Annotated in this window: 9 protein-coding genes and 1 pseudogene; 3 read left to right on the forward strand and 7 right to left on the reverse strand. The window is 57.7% G+C overall.

From position 1 onward, the window contains the following. Positions 1-35 precede the first annotated feature (35 nt). A complete protein-coding gene (locus tag QK293_RS01450; RefSeq protein ID WP_282375197.1) occupies positions 36-905 on the forward strand; it encodes an HlyD family secretion protein in 870 nt (289 codons plus the stop codon). A 23-nt stretch (positions 906-928) separates the two neighbouring features. Here QK293_RS01450 and QK293_RS01455 read toward each other — a convergent pair whose 3' ends face one another. The 3 genes from QK293_RS01455 to QK293_RS01465 all read right to left on the reverse strand — a co-directional run bounded on the left by QK293_RS01455 (position 929) and on the right by QK293_RS01465 (position 3,898). Beyond that, entirely contained in the window at positions 929-2,293 is a 1,365-nt protein-coding gene (locus tag QK293_RS01455; protein ID WP_282375198.1) for a hypothetical protein, read from the reverse strand. Positions 2,294-2,579: 286 nt separating this feature from the next. After that, positions 2,580-3,404: an SDR family oxidoreductase gene (locus QK293_RS01460; protein WP_282375199.1), complete on the reverse strand. Its 825-nt coding sequence runs from the start codon at positions 3,402-3,404 to the stop codon at positions 2,580-2,582. A gap of 29 nt (positions 3,405-3,433) precedes the next feature. Then, the gene (locus QK293_RS01465; RefSeq protein ID WP_282375200.1) at positions 3,434-3,898 is read right to left on the reverse strand and encodes a multidrug transporter; all 465 of its coding nucleotides are present in this window, start codon (positions 3,896-3,898) and stop codon (positions 3,434-3,436) included. 182 nt (positions 3,899-4,080) lie between these two features. Here QK293_RS01465 and QK293_RS01470 point away from each other — a divergent pair, with 182 nt between their 5' ends. Both QK293_RS01470 and QK293_RS01475 read left to right on the forward strand, forming a co-directional pair. Further along, positions 4,081-6,753 carry an RHS repeat-associated core domain-containing protein gene (locus QK293_RS01470; protein ID WP_282375330.1) on the forward strand — a complete coding sequence of 891 codons (2,673 nt, stop codon included), beginning with the start codon at positions 4,081-4,083 and terminating at the stop codon, positions 6,751-6,753. Positions 6,754-6,970: 217 nt separating this feature from the next. Next, positions 6,971-9,831, forward strand: a pseudogene (locus tag QK293_RS01475) (RHS repeat-associated core domain-containing protein). Positions 9,832-9,914: 83 nt separating this feature from the next. Here the strand turns inward: QK293_RS01475 and QK293_RS01480 are convergent. From QK293_RS01480 to QK293_RS01495, 4 genes are all read right to left on the reverse strand, one after another. Then, complete coding sequence (locus QK293_RS01480; RefSeq protein ID WP_282375201.1) at positions 9,915-11,366, reverse strand: mannose-1-phosphate guanylyltransferase/mannose-6-phosphate isomerase; 1,452 nt, start codon at positions 11,364-11,366, stop codon at positions 9,915-9,917. Positions 11,367-11,625: 259 nt separating this feature from the next. Further along, complete coding sequence (locus QK293_RS01485; RefSeq protein ID WP_282375203.1) at positions 11,626-12,291, reverse strand: alginate O-acetyltransferase AlgF; 666 nt, start codon at positions 12,289-12,291, stop codon at positions 11,626-11,628. Positions 12,292-12,308: 17 nt separating this feature from the next. Then, positions 12,309-13,484 (reverse strand): alginate O-acetyltransferase, encoded by a 1,176-nt coding sequence (locus QK293_RS01490; protein WP_282375204.1) that lies wholly within the window; start codon positions 13,482-13,484, stop codon positions 12,309-12,311. 11 nt (positions 13,485-13,495) lie between these two features. Beyond that, on the reverse strand, positions 13,496-15,061 hold the full coding sequence (locus tag QK293_RS01495; RefSeq protein ID WP_282375205.1) for an MBOAT family protein: 1,566 nt from the start codon (positions 15,059-15,061) through the stop codon (positions 13,496-13,498). Between the last annotated feature and the right edge of the window lie 188 nt (positions 15,062-15,249).

Genomic DNA, 15,249 nt, shown 5'->3' on the forward strand with positions numbered 1-15,249 from the left:
CTACCACTGACTCTCTATCACTGAAGAAGGCCCTGATGAAAAAGCTTTTCAGCCTGCTCGCCACCCTGTTGGTGCTGGCCCTTGCGATATGGATCGGCCGGACCCTCTGGGTGCATTACATGGACACGCCGTGGACCCGCGACGGCCGGGTGCGCGCCGACATCATCAACGTGGCGGCGGACGTTACCGGCGAAGTGGTGGACGTGCCGGTGCGTGATAACCAACAGGTGAAGAAGGGCGATTTGCTGATGCGGATCGACCCCGAGCACTACCGCATCGCGGTCAAACAGGCGCAGTCGCTGGTGGCGTCTCGCAAATCGACGTGGGAGATGCGCAAGGTCAATGCCCACCGCCGCGCCGACATGGACAACCTGGTGATCTCCAGGGAAAACCGCGACGACGCCAGCAACATCGCCGACTCGGCGTTAGCCGATTACCAGCACGCTCAGGCGCAACTGGAAGCCGCCGAACTGAACCTCAAACGCACCGAGGTCCGCGCAGCGGTGGACGGGTACGTGACCAACCTCAATGTGCATCGCGGCGATTACGCGCGCATCGGTGACGCGAAAATGGCCGTGGTCGACATGAACTCGTTCTGGGTCTACGGCTTCTTCGAAGAAACCAAATTGCCCCACGTGCGGGTCGGCGATAAAGCCGACATGCAGTTGATGAGCGGCGAAGTGCTGAAGGGGCATGTGGAGAGTATTTCTCGCGGTATCTACGACCGCGATAACCCGGAAAGTCGTGAGCTGATTGCGGACGTGAACCCGACCTTTAACTGGGTGCGGTTGGCGCAACGGGTGCCGGTGCGGATTCACATTGATGAAGTGCCGGAGGGTGTGATATTGGCGGCGGGGATTACTTGTACGGTTGTGGTGAATGCGCAGCAAGAGCAAAGGCAGTAAGCATCTGCTCCACAGCCATAGCTTTAACCGTAAAAACACCGAGCGAGACCGACGCCTTCGGGGCTCAAACCAATAGTGTTGGCGCTGACGATGATCCGACCTTCCATACCTGATGTCAGCACCACAGGTTCGCTTCGAGATTCAGAGTCGAGGTTGGTAAAGCCCTTGCCGTTAAAACCGGTATCCGGTTGGCCATCCGGCTGGAAGCGTGCGACGTACACCCAGCTTCCCGTTGAGGCAACCACGAACCTGTTGTCGGTTTGTGCGAGGGCAGAAGCCCAGCCGTTGTCGTGTTGTTCATCAAACTGCGTGATCAGGGGTTTGCGGTTATTGAACAGTTGATGCGGTGTGCCATTGGGTGTCACCGCGACGAGTAACCCGGCGGTCTCCTTCTTGCCAGCAGTGCTGGCTGCGCCGGCGCCGAGCAAGCTGCCATCGGATCTTTCAATGAGCGTGTTGAACTGTGTGGTTCGGTCGGCAACCTCGACGACATGAAACCCCGGCCTCGCCTTATCGCCGAAACTGACGTCGATTTGTCCGCTGGCATCCAATCGAGCAAGCACAGCAGTATTTTGTTGTTCCTTGAACTGTGCATATCCGGCAATCACGATCTTCTCCCCTTGAGACACGCAGGCGGTGATTGCCGTCGAAGCATTTGGCAGGCCTGGCAGTTTGAATTCCCAGCGCCCGTTATTACTAAACTCGCTGTCTGGGGATCCATCCGGCAGCAGGCGTAGCAGAACGCCGGTTGCAGGTCTCGAAACGCTAAGCGATAAATAGCTAGGACTGATGAGCAATTTGTTGTCAGGCTGCACATGCACTGAAGACATGTCTGTCTGTAGTTCCAGATCTGGCGGGGTTTCGATGATAAGGCGACCGCTTTCGCCAAATGTCAGGTCAGGCTTGCCCTTTTTATCAAAGCACGCCACCACCAGATCGGCCCAGCCGTCGGTGCGCTCGGTCCAGCCCAGCATGTAGATTTTGCCGCTTTCGCTTTCTTGAACCGCGAGCTTTCCGCCTGCGGAACTTTGCGTGGCAACAAAATTGCCTGCAATAAAACCTCTGTCGGCGAATGTTGTGTCCAGTCGGCCATTGCCATCCAGACGTCCCAGTACATAGACGTAAAGATCGTTGCGATACATTTGGGCGCTGAAAATCGTTTTGCCTTGCGAGACACTCGACAGGCCCTTGAGCAGGCGCGGTAGGGCGAATTCTGGATCTTTGATCAGGTCGTGAAGTGTCAGCGTGCCCTGATCGCCAAAGGCCGGATCCGGTGTGCCGGGTTGCACGGATGGATTGCGATGGACTGTAGTCATGATGTACCTGCCGATATAGTTGGATAAAGGGATCGCCACGATGGATTTATCGTTGGCGAAGAGGCTATCCACGACATCTTCCGGTTCTCATACAAGACACACGGTCTGTGAGTTCTTCCTCTCTCCCGAGTCTGTGACTGACGGCAGTGAGCCGTCTACTGACAGAAATAACAGGTGGCAATGCGCAATCGCTTTATCCCTGACACAGTGTCTCGTGCAAAAAAGTATTCGGTGTAGTCGGTCATGCTGTTTCCTGAAAGTCTGCAAAGTCTGTTCTGACGCCTTCGCGGGCAAGACCGCTCTCATAAAAAGCACCACCGAACATGTGGGCTTGCTCGCGGTTCGTGTCGACGCGGTCTCAGAGCTGCCCGCGCAACCCGAACCGCTTCATCAACCCCGACTGCAGTAACCCTTTAGGCAGCAACCCCGCCAACAACGGCAACGCCCGGCTGCCATTGCCCAGACGAACCAGCCGCGGCGGTTTGCTCTGCAGCACAGCCTTGAGCAAACCGGCAGCAAACTCACTGGCTGGGGTCGGATTGTCCTGGGACGCTTTGGCCCGCGCGCGAATACCTTCACGCAGCGGAAACCACGGCGATTGCTCGGTGATCAACTGCTCAGCCTCATGGCCGGCATTCTTGGCAAAACTGGAGGCGATGGCGCCCGGCTGGACTTCCATGACCCGCACGCCAAATGGCGCCAGTTCCATACGCAGCGCATCGGTCAAGGCATGCACTGCCGCTTTCGAGGCGCAGTAGGCGCCGGCGAATGGCGTGACCAAAACCCCGGACACGCTGCCGATGTTCACCACCAGACCCTTGGCGCGGCGCAGCACCGGGAACAGGGCGCGGGTGACGCCGACGATCGCGAACACGTTGGTTTCGAATTGCCGCTGCATGGCCGGCACACCGCCGTCGAGCAACGGCCCCATGGCGCCGTAACCGGCGTTGTTGATCAGCACGTCGAGGCCGCCATGTTGCTGGTTGATCCGCTCGCTCAAGTGCTCGAGTGCCGCACCGTCGTTGACGTCCAGTTGCACGGCGGTGAAACCGGCAGCGGCCAGAGCCACCACGTCTTCAGCCTTGCGGGCGCTGGCCCAGACTTCGTAACCGGCACTTTTGAACACCTCGGCGAGGGCGCGGCCAATGCCGCTGGAACAACCGGTAATCAACGCAACGGGCATGGCGCGGTCCTTGTGCAAAAAAAAGGGAATTAGTCGGAGAAACTACCTTGCAAACGCTCGGCGCGAAACTCCAGCGTTTGCGGACGATAACCAGGACGCAGCGGCGGCAGCGGCAAACAGTCTTCCCAGTTCGCGCCGGCCTGCAGTTCACCGGGGCCGCGATAGCGCGGTGCGGCGTATTGATTGTCGGCCAGATTGACCGTGTCGCCCGGCGCATAGGCGGCGATGCGCCAGCGCAGTTCGGTCAGCGGCACGTCGTTGCCGTTGTTCATTTTCAGTTGCAGCGGGCGATCGGCCGGGCACTGTTCGGGCGCGTAAGTGATGCGCAGCTCCAGGCGCGCCAGTTGCTTGACCTCGCGGTTGTCCATCCAGATCACCCACGTTGCCACCACCGCCAATCCGATGGCCGCTGCCACGGAGACCGGCAACGCCTTGGCCGGGTAACGCAGCAACAAAATCAGCCAGGTGATGACCAGCAGGACGCCGATGAACATGTTTGAACGCTCCTTGAACTCATGACCACCATCCTACCGAAGGGCCGAAGGAATGGACATTCGTCGATCAAGGTCCTTTGCCGTTGGTCGGCACTGTAATTTCTGACAGTAGCCACGCTTGTCCACGAACGGTTAGATGACCGCTGGTAAACAGGGACGCCACCGGCATGCAGGCCTTGACGATGGGAATGCACCACAAAACACCCAGACTGTCCGTTGTCGACCCACGTGGTCTGCCAATCCGTTCGGTTGATTATTGGCGCGAGGTCGAAGGCGTTCCTACTCAGGCACGCATCAATCGCACTTTCCATGATGTCGCAGGACGTGCGGTTGAACAGTGGGATCCGCGGCTTTGGGCGCTGAAACAAGAAGAGCCGCTGGCGCCCGCCAACCTCATGACGGTGTTTTCGCTGTCGGGTAACGCGCTGTGCATTGACAGCGTCGATGCCGGCTGGCAGCTCAACCTGCCGGGTCTTGGCAGTGAGGTTTTGCTGAGCTGGGACAGTCGAGGTACGCACCGTGAGATTGAGTACGACGACTTGCTTCGTCCTGGGGCCGTTTTCGAACAAGGCGCCAACGAGCCTCGACGTTGTGTCGAACGCATGGAGTATGGCAGTCCTCATCAGGGCAGTCAGGAGCAGAACCAGTACGGACAGTTGATTCGTCACGACGACCCCGCAGGTAAATTGAACTTCACGGCGTTCAGCATCACTGGCAATTGTATTGAGCAAACCCGACTGTTCGAGGGCGATGAATCAAACGCTCACTTCACCACACGCTGGCGCTTCAGCCCGCAGGACGAGGTACTGGAGCAAGTCGATGCCAAGCAAAACCGCCAGGCCTTTGAGTTCACCCTCGACGGTCGGTTGCGCGAAAGCCGGTCGCAGTTAAAAGGCCAGAACGGTTGGCAAACGTTAGTGAGCGATATCCGCTACAACGCCGGGGGGCAAGTCGAACATGAAGTCGCGGGTAACGAGGTGCAAACGATCCTCATGTATTGCCCTGAAGACGGTCGCCTGATGGAGCGACGGGCGTACAGCGATCGTGCCGGATTGCTACAGCATCTGGTCCACAAGTATGACCGGATCGGCAATGTGCTGAACATCGAAGACAAGGCGCTACCGGTGCGTTACTTCAATAATCAGCGTATCGATCCGATCAGTTGTTTTGTCTACGACAGTCTGTCCCAACTGATCGAGGCGTTTGGCTGGGAGGCGGGAAGTGCGAATCAGGGCCCTGCATCTGTGGGGCGGGTCGATGCGGTAGCAGTCAGCAACTACCACCAGATCTACAGCTATGACGAGGGCGGCAATCTGCTGAAACTGACGCACGTCGGCGCACAAAGCCCGGGGCGTGAACTGAAAATCGCTCGGTACAGCAATCGCTGTCTGCCCTATCGCAACGGCGTACCGCCCACCGAGGTAGAAATCGCAGCCGCGTTCGATGATAGGGGTAATTTGCTGGAGCTGGATAAAGGGCGGTCTTTGATATGGGATCTGCGTAACCAATTGCAGTCGGTCAGCCCGGTGAAGCGCGCCTCAGGACTTAATGATCGAGAATCCTATGTCTACGATGGCGGTGGTCAGCGCGTGCGCAAGATTCGCTCGTTACAGACCAATGCCCGCACCGTGGTGGCTGAAGTGCGTTACTTGCCAGGACTGGAACTGCGTACCGACAGTGGCACCGGGAAGGTGCTACAGGTCATCACCGCGCAGGCCGGGCTCAATAGTGTCCGGGTGCTGCATTGGGAAATCGATCCGCCGTCCGGCGTGACCAACGATCAGTACCGCTACAGCCTGGTTGATCATCTGAACTCCTGCACGCTGGAACTCGCCGACGATGCGCGAATCATCAGTCGGGAAACGTATTATCCCTTTGGTGAAACCGCCTGGTTTGCCGGCCCGAACGACACCGATGGGGATTACAAAACCGTTCGGTATTCGGGGAAGGAGCGAGATGCGACGGGGCTTTATTACTATGGGTTTCGATACTACATACCGTGGTTGCAGCGGTGGCTGAATCCCGATCCTGCCGGGAATGTGGATGGTCTGAATTTTTATGCAATGGTTATTAATAATCCGGTGACTTTTTGGGATGCAAATGGGTTAGCTAAGACTGGAAACTATGAAGTGGACGTTGGGCTAAGTCAGAAGTTGATGCTGAAAGCGGCGATGTTGACGAGCAAGATCAGCGTTTTTGATAAAGCATCGGGAAAGTACAAAGCGTCAAATGACTTTAAAGTGGTAGAGGTTGGAATGGAGAGCAAGTATCTGGTGAGTGGCGATGAAGTAAAGAAAAATTTAAGGGACTATAAGGATATTTATAGTCGCCGCGTGAAAGCTTTGCCACAAAGAAAGGTGGGAGGGGAAGAGTCTAATAGTAGTCTGGGGGAAAGTGTCTCGGGTTACATGTTGCGAAGCGCAAATGACACGTTTGTGGAGGAGTCGAACACTCTGGATGCCCCGAATTATCACCCTGATGCTTTTGTCGAACGACGATTCTTTGCTGTCCTGAAAAGTGCGGATAAAAATAAGCTGCCCGAACAGCGAAAAATTTTTGGGCTAACCGAGTTGAGCACTTTTACAGAAAAGGGTAAGACAGAAGTAACTGTTGTTCAAACCGTCGTCCACCCTGACACTCAGGGTGCCGAGGAGCGACCGGGGGAGGAAGTGAGCAACGATGCTTCGATGGGACGATTACCCCAAATGCGAGGAGTAGGAACTTACTTGACGGTGCAGTCATTAGATTTAGTGTCGAAAGGTACGAAAGTTACAAAAGTTATAACCGAGGCGATAAATCCGCGCTCCGCCAAGATCGCCAGCAAGTTCGGAGCCAAATGGGTCAAAAAAAGATAAAACCCCCGCCCAACCCGCTGCGGGTAGGGAAACGGAGCGGCTTGGACGGGGGCTTCTTGTCTTACCGGTCAATCAATCGATAGTTTCACCGACGCGACATACTCCACCGTATTAACCGTTTGTCGACACTGTAATTTCTGACAGTAGCCACGCTTGTCCACGAACGGTTAGATGACCGCTCGTAAACAGGGACGCCACCGGCATGCAGGCCTTGACGATGGGAATGCACCACAAAACACCCGGATTGTCCGTTGTCGACCCGCGTGGACTGCCGATCCGTTCGGTTGATTATTGGCGCGAGGTCGAAGGCGTTGCTACTCAGGCACGCATCAACCGCACCTTTTACGATGCTGCAGGACGTGCGGTTGAACAGTGGGATCCACGGCTTTGGGCGCTGAAACAAGAAGAACCGCTGACGCCCGCCAACCTCACGACGGGGTTTTCGCTGTCAGGTAACGCGCTGTTCACTGACAGTGTTGATGCCGGCTGGCAACTCAACCTGCCAGGTCTGGGGAATGAGGTTTTGCTGGGATGGGACAGCCGAGGTGCGCACCGTAAAGTCGAGTACGACGATCTGCTTCGTCCCGTTTCGGTGTTCGAGCAGGGCGGGGCGGAGCCAAGCCGTTGTGTTGAACGCATGGCCTATGGAGGTCCCGATCATGGCGAGCGGAATCAATGTGGCCAGTTGATCCGCCATGACGACCCCGCAGGGACGGTGCTGTTCGAGGCCTTTTCAATCACCGGCCAATGCGTGAAGCAAGTCCGTCACTTCACCCTGGACCCTGTTACACCTGACTGGCCGGCGTTGGAAGCCGATCGTCAGCGCCTGCTTGAGCCGGGGGAGGGCGCCGCTTCGACGTGGCATTTCGGTCCGTTGAATGACGTACTGGAACAGATCGATGCCAAGGACAACCGCCAGGCCTTCAGCCTGACCCTTGACGGTCGCTTGCGTGAGACGCGTCTGCAACTTCAGGGACTGACCACGTGGCAAACGCTGGTCAGCGATATCCAGTACAACACCGAGGGGAAAGTGACGCACGAAACTGCCGGCAACGCTGTAGACACAACCCTGCTTTACCGCGCTGAAGACGGCGTGTTGATGGAGCGTCAGGCGCAGGCCGCGGGTGCTCGGATGTTGCAGCATCTGATCTACGACTATGACCGGACGGGCAATGTCCTGAGCATCGAGGACAAGGCGCTGCCGGTGCGTTACTTCGCCAATCAGCGTATCGATCCGTCAGTCGCTTTATCTACGACAGCCTTTACCAATTGATCGAGGCTTTTGGTTGGGAGGCGGGGACTGCGAATCAGGGACCTGCATCGGTGGGACGGGTCGACCCGGCAGCGGTCAGCAACTACCACCAGGTCTACAGCTATGACGAGGGCGGCAATCTGCTGAAACTGACGCACGTCGGCGCACAAAGCCCGGGGCGTGAACTGAAAGCCGCCCGATACAGCAATCGCTGTCTGCCCTGGCGCAACGGTGTGCCACCCACCGAAGAAGAAATCGCCACTGCGTTCGACGCCAAGGGCAATTTGCTGGAGCTGGATCAGGGACGACCTTTGACGTGGAATCTGCGTAACCAGTTGCAATCGGTCAGCCCGGTGGAGCGCGCCTCCGGTCTCAATGACCGGGAGTTCTATGTCTACGATGGCGGTGGTCAGCGCGTGCGCAAGATTCGCTCGTTACAGACCAATGCCCGAACCGTGGTGGCTGAAGCGCGTTACCTGCCGGGACTGGAAATTCGCACCGACAGTAGCACCGGGAAGGTGCTACAGGTCATCACCGCGCAGGCCGGGCTCAATAGTGTTCGGGTGCTGCATTGGGAAACCGATCCGCCGTCCGGCGTGACCAACGATCAGTACCGCTACAGCCTGGTTGATCATCTGAACTCCTGCACGCTGGAGCTTGCGGATGCCGCGCGAATCATCAGTCGGGAAATCTATTACCCGTTTGGCGCAACGGCCTGGTTTGCCGGGGATGATGTGATTGAGGTCAGTTATAAAGTCATTCGTTACTCGGGCAAGGAACGAGATGCCACAGGGCTTTATTACTACGGCCTGCGTTATTACGCGCCTTGGTTGCAGCGCTGGCTTAATCCCGATCCCAAGGGGTTCATCGATGGGCCGAATCTGTATCAGATGGTCGTTAACTCACCCATGACGTATGTCGATAGCGACGGTGGGGGGAGGACCGTGGCTTCGGAGCTGAGCGAGAGCCTGGACAAGCAACAAGCCTTGGTCTCATCGGTTGGAGGAGCCGTTTCTGATCTCAAAAATTCAATGCTTAACCACACCTATGCGCAGCATCGGTTCAAAGCGTTGGGCAGGCGAGTCGCTACCCAGCTTGTTAGCAGTGCTTTCAGTACTGCCAGTGAGGCAGCGGGAGCGGCGGGGGGCGGTGCCTTGGGTGGGTTGATAGGTCCGGGGGGCGCAACGCTAGGGGCAAAGGTCGGGGCGAAAGTCGGCTCCAAGGCAGCAGATGCTTTGATTTCCAAGGTGGTGGACACCTATCAACTGGATCGTCCGATCAACTTCAAGGGTAACGAAATGAACCCTAAAACATTCATTGAGCGTGTTGAACCCAAAAAGAAACTCAGTCTTGCGACGGCAAAACTTGAACTGTCAGCGATTGACCCACGGACACGTGAAGGGCGAAAGCAATTGGGGAAAAAAGTCATCACTGCGGTGGTAGATAAGGCTGTCAAAAAGGTCGCCAGCAAGCTGGGGCCGGAAGCGCCGGGTCTGATCAAGACAGGTCGGGAGTTTTACCAGGCATCGCAAGGACTGAACGCGACATCACTTAGCGAGGCTTACGACGAGACGCCAGCAGTGATCGATATGCTGGAGTTCAGGATGCAGGCAATCAAAACTGAATTCGCCGTTTCCGGTAGTGCAGATTCAGAAACCTTCGAGCGTATCGCCGAGCTCTCGACGCAGACGCAGCAGGTGGTTCAGACGTTGAATCGAAACCAGAATTTCATTGAACTTGTCGCACCCAAGCCTTACGCCGGACGACGACAATCACTGAATGGAATGTCCAGGTCAGCCCCTGCTCGGCAAATGTCGCACGGCTGACACGAAAAAAAGCCCCCACCCACCCCGCTGCGGATAGGGAAAACGCAGCGAGTTGGACGGGGGCTTCTTGTGTTACAGGTCAATCACTGCGCGATGGTTTTCACCGATACGCCGCGGTCGATTGGGGTAGAGCGACCGTAGATATCTTCAAACCGCTCGATATCGTCTTCGCCCAGGTAGCTGCCCGATTGCACTTCGATGATTTCGAGTGGAATCTTGCCCGGGTTGCGCAGACGGTGGACCGAGGCGATCGGGATGTAGGTCGACTGGTTTTCCGTCAGCAGGAACACGTTTTCGTCGCAGGTCACTTCAGCCGTGCCGCTGACCACGATCCAGTGTTCGGCGCGGTGGTGGTGCATCTGCAGTGACAGGCACGCGCCCGGTTTGACCGAGATGCGCTTGACCTGGAAGCGGCCGCCCATGTCCACCGAGTCGTAGGAGCCCCACGGACGGTAGACTTCGCAGTGGGTCTGGGTTTCGCTGCGGCCTTGTCCGTTGAGGGTGTTGACCATCTGTTTCACGCCTTGGACCTTGTCCTTGTGGGCGATCATCATGGCGTCCTTGGTTTCGACGACCACGATGTTTTCCAGGCCGATCACCGCCACCAGTTTGCCGTTGCCATGGATCATGCAGTTTTTGCTGTCCTGGATGACCACGTCGCCTTTGGTGACGTTGCCGTTGGCGTCTTTTTCATTCACTTCCCACAACGACGACCAGCAGCCGACATCGCTCCAGCCCGCAGTCAGCGGTACGACGCAGGCGCGCTGGGTTTTTTCCATCACCGAGTAGTCGATGGAATTGTCCGGGCAGCAAGCGAAGGTGGCGGCGTCGAAGTCGACGGTGTCGGCATCCTGTTTGCTGCGCTCAAGGGTCAGGAGGCAGGTGTCGTAGATGTCCGGATCATGCTTTTTCAACTCTTCGAGGAAACGGCTGGCGCGGAACAGGAACATTCCGCTGTTCCAGAAGTAACCGCCGGACTCGACGAATTCGGTGGCGCGCTTCACGTCCGGTTTTTCGACGAAATGCGAGACGCGGCTGACGCCTTCCGGCAGCAGCGAATCATTGGTCGACTTGATGTAGCCATAGCCGGTTTCCGGTTTGGTGGCCGGTACGCCAAACAGCACCATTTCGCCGTTTTCTGCGGCGACGGTGGCCAGGGCCAGCGCGCGTTGCAAGGCTTTCTGGTCATCCAACACGTGGTCGGCCGGCAGCACCAGCATCAACTCGTCGCGACCTTCGTTGACCAGCATCATCGCTGTCAGCGCCACTGCCGGTGCGGTGTTACGGCCGAAGGGTTCCATCAGGATGCGCTGGGTGTCCAGTTTACGGGCGGCCAGTTGTTCGTTGACGATGAAGCGGTGGTCCTTGTTGCAGACCACGATCGGGGTGTCCATGCCTTCGAACACCAGGCGTTCCAGGGTTTGCTGGAACAGCGTGTGTTCGCCGGTCAGGGCGAGAAATTGCTTGGGGAATTGCTTACGCGAAAGCGGCCAAAGACGTGAGCCACTACCACCTGACAAGATCACCGGAATCATGTTGTTACTCCTTGAAAATCGTATGGGTCAGAGCTACTGCGTTCTGTCGTTTCACTCTTGTTCTTATTCCGTTGCCAGGTCGTTTCACCGATCTCTGTAGCAGCTGCCGAGCCTGCGAGGCTGCGTTCGAGCGCGAAGCGGTCGTAAATCAGGCAACCGGGTCTTTCTGAAAGACCATATTTGCCGGTTTTACGACTGCTGCGCAGCCGGACGCAGGCTTCGCCAGCTGCTACAGGGGATCACCGTCCTGACGAATTCATTAGCGCGTCGAAACCGGGCGTTTTACCCAGACTGGTGCCAGGCTGCTGCCGGTGCCGGTGACGTACAGCACGGCGGCTTCACCGCGTTCCAGGGCAACCGGTTTCACGTCGCCGACTTTCTTGTCGCCATCGTAAAGCGCCAGGCTGACTTTCACCGGGTTGATTTCACGCTCGCCACGGCCCTTGGCGGCCACGGTCGGGACCACTTCGGTCTTGCCGTCAGCGGTTTTCAGGGTCAGGGCCTTGTCGCTGAGGTTTTGCACGCGAACCAGGGATTTCTGTTTGTTTTTGAACGGCGGCTCTTCGATTAGTTGAGGCGCGCCGCTGGCGTTGTTGACCAGGGTGTAATAGTGATCACCGGCCAGTTTCACCGGCAGGGTCTGGCTGCCGACCTTGGCGCTGTAATCGCCGCCCGGCATGAAGCTGAAGTCACTGCTGGACAGCGGCGCGACTTCGCTCAGGTTGGTAGTACCGACGGTGGCGCTGACTTCAGCGTTACCGGCGTTGTAGATACGCACGAAGCTTGAGCCTTTCGGTGCGGTCGGGCCGTAGAGTGCGGCGTCGCCAGCGAAGGCGGACATCGACAGAACGCTCATGCCAGCGACGAGTGCGACTGCTTTCAAGGAGCGAGCGGCGAGACGGCGAGGAGTAGTAGTGAAAGTCATGGAAGTACCTCTCTCTTTCAGTTTTGCGCCCGGTCGGGCGTCTCGGATTTAGTGTTTGCGGCTACGTTTTGTTGGCGAACGCCGGCTTCTTTGAGCGCTGCGACCCACTGCGGGTCGGCGTCACCGATTTCGTTGTTCACAGGCAGATAACGTTCAGGAAACTCCCAGATCAGCACCTGTGGCGGGCTGTTCTTGAAAGCATCACTTTTCAGGTAGGTGAGCATCGGCAGAATTGGGCCGTGGCCGTCTTCGGCGTAATTGACCACGTCGCTGTTCAGCGCTTGTTTCAGCGCACCGACGAAGTTCCAGTTGGGGTTGGCGCTGTAGCTGGTGCCGATCAGGGCCACCGGCACTTCAGTGTTGGCGAACAGGGCGTCATCACCGGCGGGCTGGTCTTGCGCCGCAACGGTATTGCGCTTCTGCAACGGCTCTGGCTTCGGCATCAGGTTTTCGAAAAGCGGGTCCAGCGGCAGGAACAAGCGCAGGTCGCCCTTGTGAGTCACCTTCTCCGCAGGTTCAGTGACGAAGTGTTGCGGCTCGCCGCTCAGCGGGTATTTGTCGGTAATGGATTTCGCCAGGGTCTCGGCGGCGATTTGCGCGCCTTCCGGGGTCCAGTGGGTGTCGGTGCGGAGGAACACTTGCTGACCGTCCAGTTTGCCCTTTAGCAGCGGACCGAACAGGTCGGGAGCGAGTACCTTGTTGGCCGCCACATGAGCGTGGAAGTCCTCATAAAGGTTGGCGTGGATGCTCGAAGGCTTCACTTCACCCAGGTGTTCCGGGTACAGACGAGTCTTGGCCGGCACAATCGCCATGACCAGTTTCACGCCTTTCGCTTTCAGTTCCTGGCGCACGCCTTCGACCAGCGCGTAGTTGCCTTGCAGGTTCAGCTCTTCGTTGACGATCGGGTGGAATTCCTCATCGCTGTACAACCACTGATCGCGACCGAGCACGACGCCCGGACGACCTTCGTTGAACAGTTTGAAATCCAGCGCAGCCCAAAGGTTGGTGCCCAGACGCTTGATCGGGAACTCCTCGTCGTAATGCGTCTCCACAGCTTTGCTCCAGCGGCCGTTGAGCACCGTCGTTTCGGCGCTGGTGTTAAAGCCGAAGAAACTGCGCGTGGACCACGCGCCCAGCACCAGCAGGGTCAGCAGGAACAATGCGATGTAGAGGATGCGTAATGAGCGGGTCATGGTCAGATCCCTCAGAACTGGAAGTAAAGGAACGGCGAGAAGCTTTGCGCCGAGAGTTTGAAAATCGAGGCGATGAACAACACCAGTACCAGCGTGCGCATCACGTAACGAGACCAGTCAGCGGTCCAGTAGGCCGGTTGCACGGTCGCTTCAACGCCAACGGTGTAGCCAGGTTCGTGGATGCTGGCCGGGTTGTCGCCCGGTACGGCTTTGATCATTCCAGGTGTCGCGGTGGCCGGGCCATCGGCCTCGACGTTCACCACAGGCTTGGTCTTTTCAGGCGGCAGATTGGTGTAGAAGTCACGGATGCCGAAGAACGCCAGGGTCATGTAAGCCACCACCAGGGTCGCCACTTGCAGACCGGTGAGGCTGGCCGCGTTGAGTTCCGACAGTGACCATTCGCCGAAGCTGAACATCGCACCGTACATACGACCGGCGACGTGCAGGTTTTCCGAGCGGAAGATCACCCAGCCCATGACCACGAGCAGGAAGGTCAGCGCCCAGCGGATCGGGTTGATGCTGCGCGGCGACGTGTTCAGGCCGAGGGCTTTTTCGATTGCCAGCCACATGCCGTGCCAGGCGCCCCAGATGATGTACGTGATGTTCGCGCCGTGCCACAGACCACCCAGCAACATGGTCAGGAACAGGTTGCGATAGGTCATCAGCGTACCTTTGCGGTTACCGCCCAGCGTGATGTACAGGTAGTCACGCAACCAGGTGGAAAGGCTGATGTGCCAGCGACGCCAGAACTCGGTGATCGACTGGCTGATGTACGGCTGTTTGAAGTTTTCCATGAAGCGGAAACCCATCATCAAGCCCAGACCGATCGCCATGTCGCTGTAACCGGAGAAGTCGAAATACAACTGCGCGGTGTAGGCCAGGGCGCCGAGCCAGGCGTCGCCCGTGGTCGGGTCCTGCAAGGCGAAACAATGGTCGGCCACCACCGCGAGGGTGTCGGCGATGAAGACCTTCTTGATGAAACCCTGCATGAACCGCGTGGCACCCTCGGAGAACTTGTCGAGGGTGTGAGTGCGGTTGTTGAACTGGTCGGCGAGGTCGCGGAAACGCAACACGGGACCCGCGATCAGGTGCGGGAAGATCGCCACAAACGCTGCGAAGTCGATCAGGTTGCGGGTCGCCGGCGTATCACCACGGTAGACGTCGATGATGTAGCTGATGGACTCGAAGATGTAGAACGAGATCCCGATCGGCAACAGCACGTGGGTCAGGATGAACGGCGACAAACCGACCGAGGTCATCATCGCGTTGATGCTGTCGACGCCGAAGTTGGCGTACTTGAAGTAGCCGAGAATGCACAGGTCGACGCCCACGCCCAGGAGCAACCAGCGCTGTGCCGGTTTGGTCCGAACGCCTGCGGCACCGACTTTGAGGCCGATCCAGTAGTTCCACAACGTGACGGCTGCGAACAGCGCAAGGAAGTCCACACGCCACCAGGCATAGAACACGTAGCTGGCGAGCAGCAGCAGCAGGTTGCGATAGCGTATTCCGCTTAAGTAGTACATGCCGAGAAAGATCGGCAAGAACAAAAACAGGAACACGTTGGATGAAAATACCATCCCGGTCTCTCCATGTTTAACCAACAGTCAAGGGCCAACGGCCCCCCCAAACCCCCCACCGAAATCGGGGGGCATACAACTCAACTCACGTCTTGCACCGACCCTGTGGGAGCGAGCTTGCTCGCGATGACTGAGTGTCAGTCGACATCGATGTTGGATGTCAGGCCACCATCGTCGGAGCGCCGCCC

It is taken from the genome of Pseudomonas sp. AL03 (assembly GCF_029960815.1).
In the GTDB taxonomy this organism is placed as follows: Bacteria; Pseudomonadota; Gammaproteobacteria; order Pseudomonadales; family Pseudomonadaceae; genus Aquipseudomonas.